Raw genomic sequence first — 15,727 nt, 5'->3', positions numbered from 1 at the left:
CGAATGGGGGAATGTGGCGGCTGGGGCGCTAGACCGCAAGCGCGCCCGCGAGCGGCGTCATCGGATGGGCCGCCGCCGAGGGCCCGTCCGGTCCGACCGTCGCGCCGAGCGGGCAGGCATACATAATCGGATAGGTGGTCGGCGGCCAGCTCTCGGTCGGCGCGACCTGCTTCAGCGCCGCCATCGTCGCTTGGTCGAGACGGGCATCGGCATAGATCGTGTCGATCGCGCCGAGATCGACACGCGGCGTGTCCAGCGCGGTGGCGAGGTCCATGCCGAAATCGTTCACGAAGGAGCAGAGCTGGAACACCGCCGGCATGATCTTGCGCCCGCCGGAGGCGCCGAAGCCGAACCAGGGCTTTCCGTCCTTTGTCACCACCGCCGGCACCATGTTGCAGAGCGGCTTTGTGTCCGGTGTCAGCGAATTCGGTCGTCCCGGGCGCGGGTCGAACCAGTTGATGCCGTTATTCATCATGACCCCGGTCTCCGGGAACAGCAGGCGACTGCCAAAACGGGAAAGCAGGGTCGTCGTGATCATCACGATATTGCCCTCGGCATCGGCCGCCGCGATATGGCTGGTGCAGCTCCGGTCGCCGTGGTCGCCCGCATGACCAAGATTCTCCATCCGATATTCGTAGGCTGCCTTCAGCGTCTTGGCATAAGCCGCATAGGTCGCCGCGTCCGGCGTCGCGCCGGAAAAGTCGGGCAGATCCTTCAATGCGTCGGCAAAGCTCGGTCCGGCGGTGAGCCCGGCAGGAACGTGATAGGTCGCGCCGCCCCGCGTCATCGAGATCGGCTCCTGGATCTCCGCCTCGTAGGCCTCGAGATCGGCCATCGAGAGGGTCGAGCCGAAACGTGCCGCATCCTTCGCGATCCGTTCCGCGATTTTTCCGCGATAGAAGCTTTCAGCACCGTCCTGCGCCAGTTCCTCGAGCGTGTCGGCGAGCTTGCCCATCGGAATGAATTTCGGTGTCGGGTTCGCGTCCATCGCCGGCGGGCAGCCGTTCGGCAGCCAGATCTCGGCGCTGCTCGGATATTTCCGGAGCGCCGGCATGTCCGCCCCGCACATCAGCGTCGTCCACCAGGTCACCCGGTGCCCGCGCCGGGCCAGCGCCGCCGACGGCGCGACGATCTCCGCGAGGCTCTTGCTGCCGTATTTCTCCAGCGCGAGGGCATAGCCCGCCACCGTCCCCGGGACAGCAATGGAGTGCGGCCCGTTGACGTTCCGGTCCTCCACCACTGCAGGCCAGCCGAACAGATCGGCGCCTGTGCCCTTGGCGAGCGCATAGGTCGCCGGATCGAGCCCCTTCGGGGACTTCATGGCGAAATCGACGACGCGGACCGCCTTTTCCTTCGCCGAATAGAGCGTGATGAAACCGCCGCCACCGAGGCCGCTCATCCAGGGTTCCGCGACGGTAAGCGCGAAGGCGGTCGCGATCGCCGCGTCCATCGCATTGCCGCCCGCCTCCAGCATCGCCTGCCCGACCGCCGCCGCCTCGACGTTCTGCGAGGCGACCGCGCCGCGCTTTCCGGTTGCCGCAGGCTTTTCGGCACGCCATGTCTCATAGACCCGCTCGGTGGCGGTGACGGAAGCGGGAAGGCTCATTGAACACTCCGGGCATGGGGATTGCATGGCCGCAAGAAGGTGCGACGGATCGAGTGTGATGGGTAGCATGGGCAGAAATCAATTCCGCGCGTCAGAAAGGGTGACGTTCCAATGAACGGGTTCGGGAAATCGATCGGTCTGGCTTCGGTCGCGCTGCTTGCCGCGCTGGCGTCGACGTCGCTCCAGCCGGTACCGGTTGCCGCGCAGGACCGCACGCAGGATCAGGAACCGGCGGTGCCCGAGGGCCTGAACGATGCCGACTGCGCCAAGATTCCGGGCGGCAACGCACCGGTGAACATCCTGGCCCGGATCGAAGGCGGCATGTCGGTGGAGAATCTCGAGTTCACCTATTTCGGCAAGAAGCTGTTCCAGCTGACCCAGCAGGATTTCGACTATCTGAAACGGCTGATCCCCTATTGCCGCGAGCAGCCGACCGACCAGACGAACTACATCATCGACAGGCTGGCGGTCCTGATCCTCGAGGCGCAGGCGACGCGGACCAGATCCATCGAGTGGATCGAGAAGACTTCGGCGCAGCTCGAGAAGCTGCCGGCAACCAAGGAGTCGATCGAGGAAGTGCATAACATCTGGGCCGAATTGCAGAACCGGCGGCTTGAGATGACGGCAGCCGACACCCGCTATCTCTCGAAGAAGATCGACGAAACCCGGGACCGGCTCTACCGGGAAGCGGATATCGCTGTTCCTGGCCGGTCCAGACAGGATCCGGCGCTTCAGGTCAGTCCGTTCCTTCCAGAAATTCCGAGCGACGAGCGCAAACCCGATCCGAGCTGAGACGGCTCTCTTTTCGATTTTCCGCGTGCCAAGCAGGCGGCGGCACGACACACTCCCCGGCACCAACGGAGTTCCACGGGGAGGATAGAATGTCGGGAAACGGCAAGACCGCAATCGTTACCGGCGCCGGATCGGGTGTCGGACGGGCCGTCGCGCTGGCGCTGCAGGGCGCGGGCTACAATGTCGCGCTGGCGGGCCGGCGGCTGGACGCGCTTGAGGAAACCGCCGCCATGGCGAAGACCGGCGGCGGCGCGATGCTCGCTGTTCCGACCGATGTCGGCAAGGCGGCGGATGTCGATGCGCTGTTCGATGCGGTGCAGAAGACCTTCGGACGGCTCGACCTGCTCTTCAACAATGCCGGGATGGGCACGCCCGCCATCCCGATGGACGAGCTTACGACCGAGCAGTGGCAGGCCGTCGTCGACGTCAACCTGACCGGCTCCTTCCTCTGCGCCCAGCGCGCCATGAAGATGATGAAACAGCAGAAGCCGCAGGGCGGGCGGATCATCAATAACGGCTCGATTTCGGCACACACACCGCGCCCCAATTCGGCGCCCTATACCTCGACAAAGCATGCGATCACCGGCCTCACCAAGTCGATCTCGCTCGACGGACGGCCGTTCGACATCGTCTGCAGCCAGATCGATATCGGCAACGCCGCCACCCCGATGACCGAGCGCATGGTGGAGGGTGTGGGTGTGCCGCAGGCCGACGGATCGATGAAGATCGAGCCGCGGATGGACGTCGCGCATGTCGCCAGTTCGGTGCTCTACATGGCGAGCCTGCCGCTCGACGCGAACGTGCAGTTCATGACCGTCATGGCGACCAAGATGCCGTTCGTCGGCCGCGGCTGAATCGCCTCAGAGGAAGTCGCGCAGCATCGCCACCAGCGGGACGTCGGCAGGCGGCATCGGGTAATCGGCAAGACGCATCGGCCGGACCCACTTGACCGCCTGCCCCTCACGCGGGCGCACGTCGCCCCACCAGCGCCGGCAGAGATAAAGCGGCATCATGAGGTGAAAATCCTCGTAGGCGTGCGAAGCGAAGGTGAAGGGCGCGAGGCAGCTTTCCTTCGTATCGATGGAAAGCTCTTCCTGCAGCTCGCGGATCAGCGCCGCCTCGGGGCTCTCGCCCGCATCGACCTTGCCGCCCGGAAACTCCCAGAGCCCGGCCATCGACTTGCCTTCCGGGCGCTGCGCCAGAAGCACCCGGCCGTCCGCGTCGATCAGCGCCGCGGCGACCACGAAGATAACCGGCTTGTGTGCGCCGCCGCTCATGCCGGCACCTTGCCGGAGCGGGCCAGCCAGTCGGCGCGCCGCATGTCGAGCTTCACCATGTCCACCCTGTCTCCGAAATTGGGCCTCGGGACCTCGATCATGCCCGCGTTCCTCAACCCGCATTTCTCCATCACCCGGATCGAGGCCGGATTCTCCGGCATCGCCGCACCCCAGATGTTCTCAAGCCCCAACGTTCCAAAGCCGAATTCCAGGATCGCGGCGAGCGCCTCGCTGGCATAGCCGCGCCCCCAGGAGGACTTGGCGAACCAGTAGCCGAAATGCGCCGTCTTTTCGGGATCGAAGCGCAGGTCGATCGTGCCGACGATGGCCTCAGACGCCCTTTCGATCACCAGGAAGTAATGCCCCTTGCCTTCGGCGCGGCCGGACCGGGCCCGCTCTATGTAGGCGTCCGCATCGGCGCGCTTGTACGGCCAAGGCACCGAGGTGAGGTACTTGATGATGTCGAAATCGTTCATCTGCGCATAAAGCGCATCGCCGTCCGAGAAGGCTGGCGCCCTGAACGCCAGCCGTTCCGTTGTCACCGTTTCCATGACGGCAGCCTCAGCTGCGGTAATCCGCGTTGATGCTGATATAGCCGTGCGTCAGATCGCAGGTCCAGACCGTGGATTTGCCGGAGCCGACCCCCACATCGACGTCGATCCCGATCTCCCGGCCCTTCAAATGCGCCGCGACAGGTGCCTCGTTATAGTTCGGGTCGCGCTTGCCGTTGACGGCGATATCCGTGCCGCCGAAACCGATGCGGATCTTCGAGATATTGATCGGCTGCTCGGACTTGCCGACCGCCATCACCACGCGGCCCCAGTTCGCGTCCTCGCCGGCGATCGCCGTCTTGACCAGGGGCGAGTTCGCGATCGAGAGGGCGATCTTGCGCGCCGAGAGATCGTTATCTGCGCCGGTCACGCGCACTTCTATCAGTTTCTGCGCCCCTTCGCCGTCGCGGACCACGAGCAGCGCCAGTTCCTTCAGCACCCCTTCCAGCGCCGCCTTGAACGCGTCAAGAGCCGGATCGTCAGCCGAGGACGGCGCCGCGTTACCGGCCTTGCCGGTCGCAAACAGCAGCAGCGTGTCGCTGGTCGAGGTGTCGCTGTCGACCGTGATCGAGTTGAAGGTCCGGTCCACGGCCGGTGTCAGCACTGCCTGCAGAATATCGGCCGGGATCGCCGCGTCGGTGAAGACAAAGCTCAGCATGGTTGCCATGTTCGGCTGCACCATGCCGGAGCCCTTGGCGATGCCGGCGATCTTCACCGCCTTGCCGCCGATCTCCGTCGTCGCGCCCGCGCCCTTGGCAAAAGTGTCCGTGGTCCGGATCGCCGTGGCGGCCGCATCCCAGGCACCTTCCTTGAGGGCTTCCTTCGCTTCCGGCAGCTTCGCAACGATCTTGTCGTGCGCCAGGAGCTCGCCGATCACGCCGGTCGAGGCGACAAAGACCTCGTCCGGCGCACAGGACAGAAGCGCCGCGACCGCCGAGGCGGTCTCCCGGACCGCGGCCTTGCCGGCTTCGCCGGTGAAGACGTTCGCGTTGCCCGAATTGACCACGAGCGCGCGCCCGCTGCCCTTCGGCAGGATCTCGCGGCACCAGGCGACGGGCGCTCCAGGCGTCGTAGACCGGGTCAGCGCCCCGGCGACCGTGGTTCCCTCGGCGAGTTCGGCCACGAGCACATCGGGGCGGTTCCTGTACTTGATCCCGGCCATGACGGCGGCGGTCCGCACACCGGCGATTGCGGGAAGCTCCGGAAAACTCTCCGGCGCGAGCGGTGAAACCTGATCGGACATGGCGCGAAGATCCCTTGCGACGCGACTGTTACTGGAGCTCCGAGCCGTCCGGCCCGAAGCGCTTGATCTCGACGCCGTCACGCAGCGCCTCGACCGTCTCCTGAAGGATCTCGCGGGTCATTTCCTGCGCGATCTGCGGCTGTACCTGCTCGAAGCTCGGCGGCTCGATCGCGCGCCGGTCCTCGACCTTGATGACATGCCAGCCGAACTGGGTCTTGACCGGATCTTCCGTAACCTCGCCCGGTTTCAGCGCGAAGGCGGCCTCCGAAAACGGAGGAACCATGGCCTCTTTGGTGAAATAGCCGAGGTCGCCGCCATTGCTGCCGGACGGACCGGTGGACTTCTCCTTCGCCAACTCGGCGAAGTCGGCACCCTTCTTCAGTTCCGCGATCACCTCGCGGGCTTCGGCTTCGGTGGTCAGGAGGATATGGCGCGCCTTTACCTCCTCGCCGGTCTCCGTCGAGGTCGCGAGAGACTCTTCGTAACGTTTGCGGAGCGCCGCATCATCCATCTGGGTCGAGATTTTCTCGGTCAGGAAGACTTCAGAAATAATCTCGTTTTCGGCCTGCGCGACCCGCGCCTTCACGTCGTCGCGATCCTGCAGCCCGGCCTCGCGTGCCGCATTCGCGATCAGGCGCGCATCGATCGCGCGATCGAGCATCGGCGGATAGATCTGCTCCATCGGCGCCTGCTGGTACTGCTGCGGCAGCTGCTGGATTTGCGCCAGGATCTCGGCAAGATAAATCGGCTCACCGTTGATCGTCGCGACGATTGTCGTAGCCGGATCGATGGCCGCCTGGTCCGCCGGAACGGTCTTGGCGGCGGCGCCGGACTGCTGCGCGGCGGCCGGCGGAACAAAGGCCGCAAACACGCCAAGGGCCGCCGGTATCAGCACCGCCTTCGCGGAACGCGCAGCACGCGGGAAGCAAGTCAGGATCATGTCTGTGCCTTTCGCCGGGCACCGCCCGCGCTCTCGGGAAATCTCGGGCACGGCGCGCACCCGCCGCACGGTCTGAAGCAGGCCTATCAGATCGCCTGTGGAGCGGCAAGACGCCATTCGCAACCGTGGCGGCTCATGTCTTTTGGAAGGGAAGGATCAGGTCGAACCCCAGCCACTCCGCAGGCGAGCGATGATCGCTGAAGTCGCTGTTGTCGGCGCGGATCAGGACGATCGCGCCCTCGGTATCGTCGCTGCCGCCGAACAACGGCAGATCCCGGCGCACGGTTTCGATGATGCGGCTGGCGATCAGCGCGCCATGGTCCCCGGTATCGACGAAGACACCGGGCTTCGGCTCATGTACCGCCGCCTCGCCGCGTACGTCGAACACCACACCGGTGGCGCTGAAATCGATCCGGTCGAGAAACTCCGCCTCGCCGATGGAAATCTCGGCCGTGCCGCGCAGCTCATCATAGCGCGCCGAGATATTCTTGAAGGCGAGGCCGTTTGGCAGCCGGTCTGGAGCCCCGCCCTGGCGGACATAGCGTTCCCGTGCCGGACGCACCGCGCCCAGGGCGGCGATATGAAACCGCCGCTCGACATCGTGCGCCGCATTGTCCGGCACCTTCATAAGGCCATGCACCACAAGACCGACATTGGTGACGGCCCGCCGGATCAGGCTGGTCAGGTCCTCTGCGAGTAAAACGGCGGTCGAGCGGGAAATCAGGACATCTTCATTGCTTTGCGGCGCAGGGCCCTGTGTGGCACCGGCATAAGCCCTGGCGGCATAGGACGCTTGCGGCCCCGGCGCAGTGCCCGACAGACGGATCTCGACGCTGTCGTCGTCCGATTGCTTCTGGTCCTGCCGGGAAGACTGATCGCCCGAGCGCCGCTCCTCGCGACGGGGCGTGACGCGCTGATTCAGCGCCTCTCCGGCGACCGGGCGGTTTGTCCGCACTGTCGTCGGGGCGACCACGCCGGACGTATATCCGGTGATCCGGTCAACCATCCGTCCACCCTTTCTAGGCAACGTAACTTCATCAACACTTACATGACGCAAAAAATTTTAATCGAAATTAATGATAGTTTCAATGCTTCAACCTACTGCGAACTAAGTTTCCCATTCGCTTCAGACTGAGAAATTATTGCCGCGCGCGGCGCGCATGCGGGATCAGCGGCTGAAGAAGATATTGCGGTTCACACCATTGCGATGCACAAAACCCAATTCATCATCTTCGCGAAAACCCGCTTCCTGCAGACTGAGCCTGAGCTTACGGTGCTCATCAATATCGTCCGCCAGTTCGATATTGATGCCTCGCAAGCGAGTATCATCAAGCACTCTTCCAAGGCCGGACAGGACGAGGTGTTCCAGTCCATCCACATCGATCTTGATGACAGTCGGAGTCTCCACGGTGTCGCTCGCAGCGAAGTCTTCCAGGCGAATGGCATAGATTCCCTGACGAAAATCAGGTTCTACCGGATTAAGCGCTTCATCCAGAGCCTCTCCGACCGAATGCCCGCTGCTACCGGCTTCTCGATTCCTCGCGAAGAGGACGCTCGGGCCGGTTCGATCCAGTGCCCCAAGGCAATATGGCATTACCTTTCCGCTAAGACCGTTCAACATGACATTGCTGCATAACAGCGCAAAGTTTCGGGCATCGGGCTCGATCGAATAGCACCGGACGCCACGCATTTTAGCCGCATAGATGCTGTAGGTGCCTACATTCGCTCCAACGTCATAGAGGACGTCGTCAGGCGAAAGCCTGTCGAGCCAGCGGATCGTTCCGGGTTCCTTGGACAGCAACGTCCTCGCCCTGAAATCCGCGACTTTAGATGAGCAGTCGAAGAATATTTCGACGCCGTTCATCACGATCTTGCGGACCGGCCGCATTTTCCAGAATTCTTCCAGTCGTCCGGCCTTCAAACCCGAGCCTCCCGAAACACTTGTCGCGGCCACTTCCGCAAACCATCGGACACCAAACCGGCTAGGCTGTCATTGCCTCGGCTCTTGCTTCGACGGCTTCCCAAGAGTTTTCCTCGCCTTCCTCGCGATAGCGCAACGTCATTACCACGGCACGGCGAGAAAGGCCTTCCGGGGCGCGAATGCGCCCGATGGCATGGAAAGAGTCCACAGATTTGCAGAACAGACATGCTGTGTTTGGTGCGTAGTTCGAGACGAAAAAAGCTTCGGTATCCTTCCAGAACTGGTCCAGGTTTTCGCGGGGAACCCTATTCATGTTCGGGTCAAACCAATCGGGTTTCCGTTCATCGCGAAACCGGAAGAAATGCGTACCGCCGCCATACTCATTCCGCCAGCCTTCCTGCGGGAAATAGAAAAGAATGGTGGCGATCTTGCTGACCGTATCTGAATGGGGCGAATTGAACTGACCATTGGCGAGGCGTGCGAATTGCAGTCCCAGCGTCATTCTTTCGTCGATGAGGTCCAGGAACCTGCTTTCTTCGGAAAGCCTCTCGGAGAAGTCACGCGGCAATCGTGGCGGAATTTTCGACATCTCCTTGTACCGCTTAAGTCCGGGGTACACGAGCCGGCCCACGTTACGCGCGAATTCTCGATTCAGCGTGCCTCTTATAAATTCCGACCAGGCCCTGGACTGCCTGGCGACGTCGAAAAAGCCATCGTCCGATGAGCTCGTTGCAATCTTGCGATCGAGCCCACCTTGTTCTCCCCAATGTTCGTCCGGAACAGGAAATTCGTCGCTCAGCCGAGCATAGAAATCGTCCGGGAAGACATGGCTGAACTGGCGAACGAAGAAAGGGTCGTCGAATTTGACGACTCCGTCCTCTTTAAACTGAGGAATGGGCATTCGCTTTTCTCTCCGTTTCCGGCCGATGAGATCCAATCGTAGTCACACTCCAAAAAATTACACTGGTCAAGACAAGGAGACAGAAACCAGCTTCTCGCGACCGACAGCAGCAAACAGGCTTGAACCCTCAGGGCTAAGGTCGGCTGAAGTGACGCAGGAACCCAGGCCGCGTTGACAGGAATTGCGCGACCCCCTATCTGTCAGCCACCCGGTCTAGACCCGGACACCTGTTTCCAAATCAGAGGTCGGCATGTTCGGCGCACTCGCCAAGGCCATCTTCGGCTCGGAAAACGAGCGGACACTCAAACGCCTGCAAAAGACCGTTGACGAGATCAACGCCCTCGAGCCGGAAATCGCGGCACTCGACGATGCGGCGCTCGCGGCCAGGACCGACGCGTTCCGGGAGCGGCTGAAGGCCGGCGAATCCCTCGACGACATCCTGCCCGAAGCCTTCGCAACCGTCCGCGAGGCGGCCAAGCGAACGCTCGGGCAGCGGCATTTCGATGTCCAGCTGCTCGGCGGCATGGTGCTGCACCAGGGCCGCATCTCCGAAATGAAGACCGGCGAAGGCAAGACCCTTGTCGCCACCCTCGCGGTCTATCTGAACGCGATCGAGGGCAAGGGCGTCCATGTCGTCACGGTGAACGACTACCTCGCCAAGCGCGACGCCGGATGGATGGGACAGGTCTACGAGTTCCTCGGACTCTCGACCGGCTGCATCGTGCACGGGCTGACGGATGCCGAGCGCAAGGCCGCCTACGCCGCCGACGTCACCTACGGGACCAACAACGAGTTCGGTTTCGACTATCTGCGCGACAATATGAAGTTCCGCCTGGAGGACATGGTCCAGCGCGACTTCAACTTCGCCATCGTCGACGAAGTCGACTCGATCCTGATCGACGAGGCGCGCACGCCGCTGATCATCTCCGGCCCGGCCGAGGACAGCTCTGCGACCTATACCGCGATGAATGCCGTGATCCCGCACCTCGTGCCCGAGGATTACGAAAAGGATGAGAAGCAGCGCACCGTCGCCTTCACCGAGGCTGGCCAGGAACATATCGAGGAACTGCTGCGCGGCGCCGGCATGCTGCAGGAAGGCGGTCTTTACGACATCGCCAACGTCTCGCTGGTGCATCACGCCAACCAGGCGCTCCGCGCACACCATCTCTTCGCCAAGGACACGGACTACATCGTCAAGGACGACAAGGTCGTCATCATCGACGAGTTCACCGGCCGCGCTATGGAAGGACGACGCTATTCCGAGGGCCTGCACCAGGCGCTCGAGGCTAAGGAAGGCGTCACGATCCAGAACGAGAACCAGACGCTCGCCTCGATCACCTTCCAGAATTATTTCCGCCTCTATCCGAAGCTCGCCGGCATGACCGGCACGGCGATGACCGAGGCGACCGAGTTTGCGGAGATCTACAAGCTCGAGGTCGTCGAGATCCCGACCAACGTCGACATCGCCCGCAAAGACCATGACGACGAGGTCTACCGGACCGCGGAAGAGAAGTGGGACGCGATCATCGACACGATCGAGGAGTGCCGGGGCAAGGGCCAGCCGGTGCTGGTCGGCACCGTCTCCATCGAGAAGTCCGAACTGCTCGCGGAGCTGATGAAGAAGCGCAAGATCCCGCATCAGGTGCTGAACGCGCGCTTCCACGAGCAGGAAGCCACCATCATCGCACAGGCGGGTCAGCCCGGCGCCGTCACCGTTGCCACCAACATGGCCGGCCGCGGTACCGATATCCAGCTCGGCGGCAATGCCGACATGCGGATCATGCTGGAACTCGGCGAAGATCCGGATCCGGCCAAGGCAGAGACCATCCGCGGCGAGGTCGAGGCCGCGAAGAAACAGGTTCTCGATGCCGGCGGTCTCTACGTGATCGGCACCGAGCGGCACGAGAGCCGACGGATCGACAACCAGCTGCGCGGCCGTTCCGGCCGTCAGGGCGATCCGGGCGCGTCCAAGTTCTTCCTCTCGCTGGAAGACGACCTGATGCGCATCTTCGGGTCCGAGCGCATGGACGGCATGCTGCAGAAGCTCGGCCTGGAGAAGGGCGAGGCGATCGTCCACAGCTGGATCAACAAGGCGCTGGAAAAGGCGCAGCAGAAGGTCGAGGCGCGGAACTTCGAGATCCGCAAGCAGCTGCTCAAGTATGACGACGTCATGAACGACCAGCGCAAGGTGATCTTCGAGCAGCGCAAGGACATCATGCGCGCGCCGGAAGTCGCGGCCACGGTCGCCGACATGCGCCACGAGGTGATCGAGGACGTGGTCTCGCGCTGCATTCCGGAAGGCGCCTATTCCGAACAGTGGGACATTCCGGCCCTGCACGAGGAATGCCTCCGCCTGCTCGCGCTCGACCTGCCGGTCAAGGACTGGGCGGACGAGGAAGGTATCGCGGACCAGGAGATCCTGGAGCGCATCACCAAGGCCTCAGACAATGCCATGGCGCAGAAGGCCGCGAATTACGGGCCCGAAGTCATGCGCATGGCGGAAAAAAGCCTGCTGCTGCAGATCCTCGATCAGCAGTGGAAGGAGCATCTGCTCTCGCTCGACCATCTGCGCCAAGGCATCAACCTGCGCGCCTATGCGCAGAAGGATCCGCTGAACGAATACAAGCGCGAGGCCTTCAACCTGTTCGACGGCATGCTGACCGGTCTGCGGCAGACCGTGACCGGCGTGCTCTCGCATCTCGAGATCCGCGTCCAGGCTTCACCCGAGGAGATGGAGGCGCGGATGGCCGCCGAACGGGCCGCGCGCGAAATGCACGAGGGCCGCGAGGATCCGGCACTGCAGGGCGATGGCGAGGCTGCCGACGGGGAAACCATGGTCCGCAGCCGGCAAGGCGCCGCAGCGATCGATCCGAACGACCCCGCCACCTGGGGCAAGGTACCGCGCAACGCGGCCTGCCCATGCGGCTCCGGCAAGAAATACAAGCAGTGCCACGGCAAGATCTGAACCGCGCCTGATATCCGGGGCCCCGCCCCGGCGTCAGCGCATGAGAGAGACGACCGTTCCGCTGTTCTGAAGGACAGTCACTTCGGCGAGGCCGGCGAGGACAAGCTCGACCTCACCACCCGCCCCGCCGAAGGGCAGACAGATGATGCGGATTCCTGCCGCTGTCGAAAGTACCGGCTCGCGATCCTCCGCGGACCGCCGGATGCAACGGGCCACGGCCGGCGGGAGACCGCCTTTCGGAGCCGTCGTTGCGCCGATCGGGTTTCCGCCGAGCAGATCGGCCGCCGCCTCACCCGCAAATTCAACCTGAAAGCGTTGCCTGTCCTGATAGGCGAGAACCACGTGCGGCATCTCGTCGACCAGATCCGACAGAAAAAGATTCTCCGATAGCGGCAGCGATGCGTCGGTACGCGAGAACTCCCAGTAGGCTCTCAATCCCCGCAAAACCGAGTCCACCCGTTCAATAGATCCTGCACGCCGTTCTGGCCTGAAATCCAAGATCATGAGCCCCTCCTTCGGCGTTGCCATGCGCCGTGGCTATGGACGGTCGAAGACGATTTTTCGCTACTCCAGGCCGTCTTTTGCCAGCTCCCCGATTCGTTTTCGTTCCACGGACAGACTGTCTTGATGACAATTGCAGAGCCGCGGATCCGGCTGCATCCCTTGAGACGCAGCACCAGATCGTATGTGACAAGGAACCCGACTGCAATGTGACTTCCGGTCCGAAAATGTTTTTCAATTATGGATATCGGGCCGGCAGGCCGGTCGAAGGCGCCTGCGTCAGAAGGCCGGGCGTTCGGCCGCGTCCCTGACGGCGGCGATCCTCTGGATACAGGCGGGACGCGGCGTGCTCACCGTCACGTCCTCGAACGCCACCACCCGCAGCTCCGGTCGGCAGAGGATCAGCAGCTCCTCCCGGTGCAGCAGAAAGTCCGGATTCGAGGGCCGCCCGTAGGCCTCGTTCCCCAGCGCGAAGGTCTCGTAAATGAGGATCCCGCCGGGTGCGACCGCCGCGATGATGTCGCGCATCGCCGGTCGGTAGAGATAGTTGGTGACGACCACGCAGCCGAAGGTCCGGCTTTTCAGCGGCCACGGCCTCCCGGCCTCAAGGTCCGAGGCGACGAGTTCGACACGCGCATCCGCCGCCATGTCGGCGACGCGCGAAATATCCTGATCCAGAAGGACGACCGGATTCCCGCGTGCCCGGAAATAGCGACCGTGCCGGCCGGCGCCGCACGCCACATCGAGAACTTCCGCCTCCAGCGGAACCCGTTCGGCAAAGCGCACGACCCATTCGGACGGCTTGGCCATCGGGCCTGCGGCGGTACTGACCGAGCTCATTGTGCAGCCTCTGCGGATGCGACGACAGGAACGATCGCGCCGGAGTAACTGCATTCCGGGACGGCAAGGCGGAGAAAGACCGGGCCGGCTGCCTCGACCGGCGTGACGGAGCGGGGATCTTCGTCGGGAAAGGCAGAGGCGCGCATTCCGGTCGGCATCGCGCCCGGATCGACCGCATTGATCTTGAGCCCGAATTTCCGGTTCTCGGCGGCATAGGCCCGCATCATCGCCTCGAGCCCGGCCTTGCTTGCCGCGTAGGCACTCCAGTCCGCATGCGCTCCGCGCGCCGCACCGGAGGTAACGAAAATGCAGCGTCCCGCATCCGAGAAGGCGAGGAACGGGTGCAACAGCCGCAGAAGCCGGAACGGCGCCGTCAGATTGACGGCGATCACCTCGTCCCAGACTTTTGAGTTGAGAGCCGCAAGAGGTTCCAGCTCACCAAGCAGCGCCGCATTCAGAACCAGAATATCGAGCTGCCCGCCCTGCCGCTCGATCTCGGCCATGAGAGCCGCTTCCGCCGTGCCGTCAGACCGCGACAGATCCACGGCCACCGGAACCGCCCGGCCGCCTTCGGATTCGATCTCCGCCCTCCGTGCCTCCAGCGCTTCAGCATCCCTGGCAACGGTCACGACGGTCGCTCCCGCCCGCGCGAAGGTCCTTGCGACCTCGGCGCCGATCCCGCGCGAGGCTCCGGTCACCAGCGCGACCCGTCCGGCAAGCGGCTTGTCCGCCTCATGCACCGCTTCGGCCAGTTTCTGGTCCTCGGCTATAATGCCGAGCTCGTGCCGGATGTCCTCCAGCGCCGCCTCCAGCGTGTCGACGATGTCGTCGACCTGTTCTCTCGTGACGACGAAGGGCGGCGCGATCAGCAGCGTATCCCGGACGGCCCGCACGATGATGCCGCGCGCCTTGAGGTTCTCGCGACACACTGCGGCGACAACGCCCGGCGGATCGAAGAACTGATGCCGCGCCTTGTCCTGAATCAGCTCCACCGCCCCCAGCAGCCCGAGCCCGCGCACCTCGCCGACCAGCGGATGCTCCGCGAGCCGGGCAAGCGCGGAGCAGAAATAGGGGCCGATATCGTCCCGCACCCGCTCGACCAGCCGCTCGCGTTTCAGGATTGCGAGATTCTCCAGTGCGACCGCCGCCGCGACGGGATGGCCCGAATATGTAAAGCCGTGTGCGAGACCGCCCTCCGCGTCCCGCAGGACCTCCGCGATCGGATCCGAGACCATCAGGGCAGAGATCGGCTGGTAACCGGACGAAAGCCCCTTGGCCAGGGTCACGAAATCCGGGCTCAGACCGAACAGCTCGGCGGCCGACCTGGCGCCGCGCCGGCCGAAGGCGCTGATCACCTCGTCGAGCGCGAACAGCACGTCATGCTTCTGGCAAATCCGCTGCACTTCGGCGAGATACCCTTCCGGCGGAAAGATCAGGCCGCCTGCGCCCTGTATCGGTTCGCAGATGAACAGCGCGACATTCTCCGCGCCAAGTTCCCCGATCTTTTTCTCAAGCGCCTGCGCCGCCTGCGCGGCGAAGGCCGCTTCCGGCATGTCGTGGCCGTGCAGAAAGCGGTAGGGCGCCTCGATATGGGCGAAATCCGGCAGGCCGGTTCCGCCTTGGGCATGCATCGCGCCGATGCCGCCGGCACTCAGCGCCGCCAGCGTCGAACCGTGATAGCCCTCCTCCCGACCGATCACGATCCGCTTCCGAGGCTTGCCGACCTTCTGCCAGTAGAAGCGGGCGAGCCGGATCGCGCTGTCGCAGACCTCGGAACCCGAATTGGCAAAGAGCACGGTATTGAGATGCCCCGGCATCAGCGCCGCAAGGGTCTCCGCCAGCTTCGCCGTCGGCCCGGTCGTGGTGTTGAAGAAGGTGTTGTAGTAGGCCAGCCGCTCCATCTGCCGGGCTGCCACGTCGGCGAGTTCCTTGCGACCGTAGCCGACATTGACGCACCAGAGACCGGCGAGCGCGTCGAGATAGCGGTGCCCCTGATCGTCCCAGAGATAGCAGCCCTCGCCGCGCTCGATCACGGTGGCGCCGCCGGAGGCTTCCAGTTCCCGATTGTCGGTGAAGGGATGCAGATGATGCGCGGCGTCGCGTTGCCCCAGCGTTCTGCCGTCCGTCTCGCTCATAATGTGTCCCCCGCGCAACGACACACTGGCTAATTAGCAATTATTACACTATTTC

At 63.6% G+C, this 15,727-nt stretch carries 14 protein-coding genes; 3 read left to right on the top strand and 11 right to left on the bottom strand.

Annotation, left to right across the window (positions count from 1 at the left end; genetic code table 11):
- Positions 1–28 precede the first annotated feature (28 nt).
- Positions 29–1,606 (bottom strand): gamma-glutamyltransferase, encoded by a 1,578-nt coding sequence (locus JJ959_RS02615; RefSeq protein WP_292879708.1) that lies wholly within the window; start codon positions 1,604–1,606, stop codon positions 29–31.
- 111 nt (positions 1,607–1,717) lie between these two features.
- On the opposite strand from JJ959_RS02615, the gene JJ959_RS02610 reads away from it, so the two are divergent.
- Together JJ959_RS02610 and JJ959_RS02605 are read left to right on the top strand one after the other, a co-directional pair.
- Complete coding sequence (locus JJ959_RS02610) at positions 1,718–2,398, top strand: hypothetical protein (RefSeq protein WP_292879707.1); 681 nt, start codon at positions 1,718–1,720, stop codon at positions 2,396–2,398.
- An 89-nt stretch (positions 2,399–2,487) separates the two neighbouring features.
- Entirely contained in the window at positions 2,488–3,252 is a 765-nt protein-coding gene (locus JJ959_RS02605; protein WP_292879706.1) for an SDR family oxidoreductase, read from the top strand.
- 6 nt (positions 3,253–3,258) lie between these two features.
- On the opposite strand, the gene JJ959_RS02600 is transcribed toward JJ959_RS02605, so the two are convergent.
- The 7 genes from JJ959_RS02600 to JJ959_RS02570 form a co-directional block, all read right to left on the bottom strand.
- The gene (locus JJ959_RS02600) at positions 3,259–3,675 is read right to left on the bottom strand and encodes a (deoxy)nucleoside triphosphate pyrophosphohydrolase (protein ID WP_292879705.1); all 417 of its coding nucleotides are present in this window, start codon (positions 3,673–3,675) and stop codon (positions 3,259–3,261) included.
- Complete coding sequence (locus JJ959_RS02595; RefSeq protein WP_292879704.1) at positions 3,672–4,226, bottom strand: GNAT family N-acetyltransferase; 555 nt, start codon at positions 4,224–4,226, stop codon at positions 3,672–3,674. Before JJ959_RS02595 ends, JJ959_RS02600 begins: the two co-directional genes overlap by 4 nt.
- 10 nt (positions 4,227–4,236) lie before the next feature.
- Positions 4,237–5,469, bottom strand: coding sequence for a bifunctional glutamate N-acetyltransferase/amino-acid acetyltransferase ArgJ (argJ, locus tag JJ959_RS02590; protein WP_292879703.1), 1,233 nt, complete (start codon positions 5,467–5,469; stop codon positions 4,237–4,239).
- A gap of 28 nt (positions 5,470–5,497) precedes the next feature.
- Entirely contained in the window at positions 5,498–6,409 is a 912-nt protein-coding gene (locus JJ959_RS02585) for a peptidylprolyl isomerase (protein WP_292879702.1), read from the bottom strand.
- Between the two features lie 133 nt (positions 6,410–6,542).
- Positions 6,543–7,415: a hypothetical protein gene (locus JJ959_RS02580; RefSeq protein WP_292879701.1), complete on the bottom strand. Its 873-nt coding sequence runs from the start codon at positions 7,413–7,415 to the stop codon at positions 6,543–6,545.
- A gap of 162 nt (positions 7,416–7,577) precedes the next feature.
- Positions 7,578–8,330, bottom strand: a complete 753-nt coding sequence (locus JJ959_RS02575) for an FkbM family methyltransferase (protein ID WP_292879700.1) — start codon at positions 8,328–8,330, stop codon at positions 7,578–7,580.
- A gap of 61 nt (positions 8,331–8,391) precedes the next feature.
- Positions 8,392–9,231, bottom strand: a complete 840-nt coding sequence (locus JJ959_RS02570) for a hypothetical protein (protein WP_292879699.1) — start codon at positions 9,229–9,231, stop codon at positions 8,392–8,394.
- 250 nt (positions 9,232–9,481) lie between these two features.
- Between JJ959_RS02570 and secA the strand changes: the two genes are divergently transcribed.
- On the top strand, positions 9,482–12,196 hold the full coding sequence (gene secA / locus JJ959_RS02565; protein ID WP_292879698.1) for a preprotein translocase subunit SecA: 2,715 nt from the start codon (positions 9,482–9,484) through the stop codon (positions 12,194–12,196).
- 33 nt (positions 12,197–12,229) lie between these two features.
- On the opposite strand, the gene JJ959_RS02560 is transcribed toward secA, so the two are convergent.
- The 3 genes from JJ959_RS02560 to JJ959_RS02550 all read right to left on the bottom strand — a co-directional run bounded on the left by JJ959_RS02560 (position 12,230) and on the right by JJ959_RS02550 (position 15,672).
- Positions 12,230–12,652, bottom strand: coding sequence for a hypothetical protein (locus JJ959_RS02560; RefSeq protein WP_292879697.1), 423 nt, complete (start codon positions 12,650–12,652; stop codon positions 12,230–12,232).
- A gap of 324 nt (positions 12,653–12,976) precedes the next feature.
- A complete protein-coding gene (locus tag JJ959_RS02555; RefSeq protein ID WP_292879696.1) occupies positions 12,977–13,537 on the bottom strand; it encodes a class I SAM-dependent methyltransferase in 561 nt (186 codons plus the stop codon).
- Entirely contained in the window at positions 13,534–15,672 is a 2,139-nt protein-coding gene (locus JJ959_RS02550) for an aminotransferase (protein ID WP_292879695.1), read from the bottom strand. The genes JJ959_RS02555 and JJ959_RS02550 overlap by 4 nt, the downstream gene beginning before the upstream one ends.
- Positions 15,673–15,727: the final 55 nt, after the last annotated feature.

The organism is Nisaea sp. (genome assembly GCF_017640745.1).
Classification (GTDB): Bacteria; Pseudomonadota; Alphaproteobacteria; order Thalassobaculales; family Thalassobaculaceae; genus Nisaea.
This window is presented reverse-complemented; position numbering and strand designations above follow the sequence as displayed.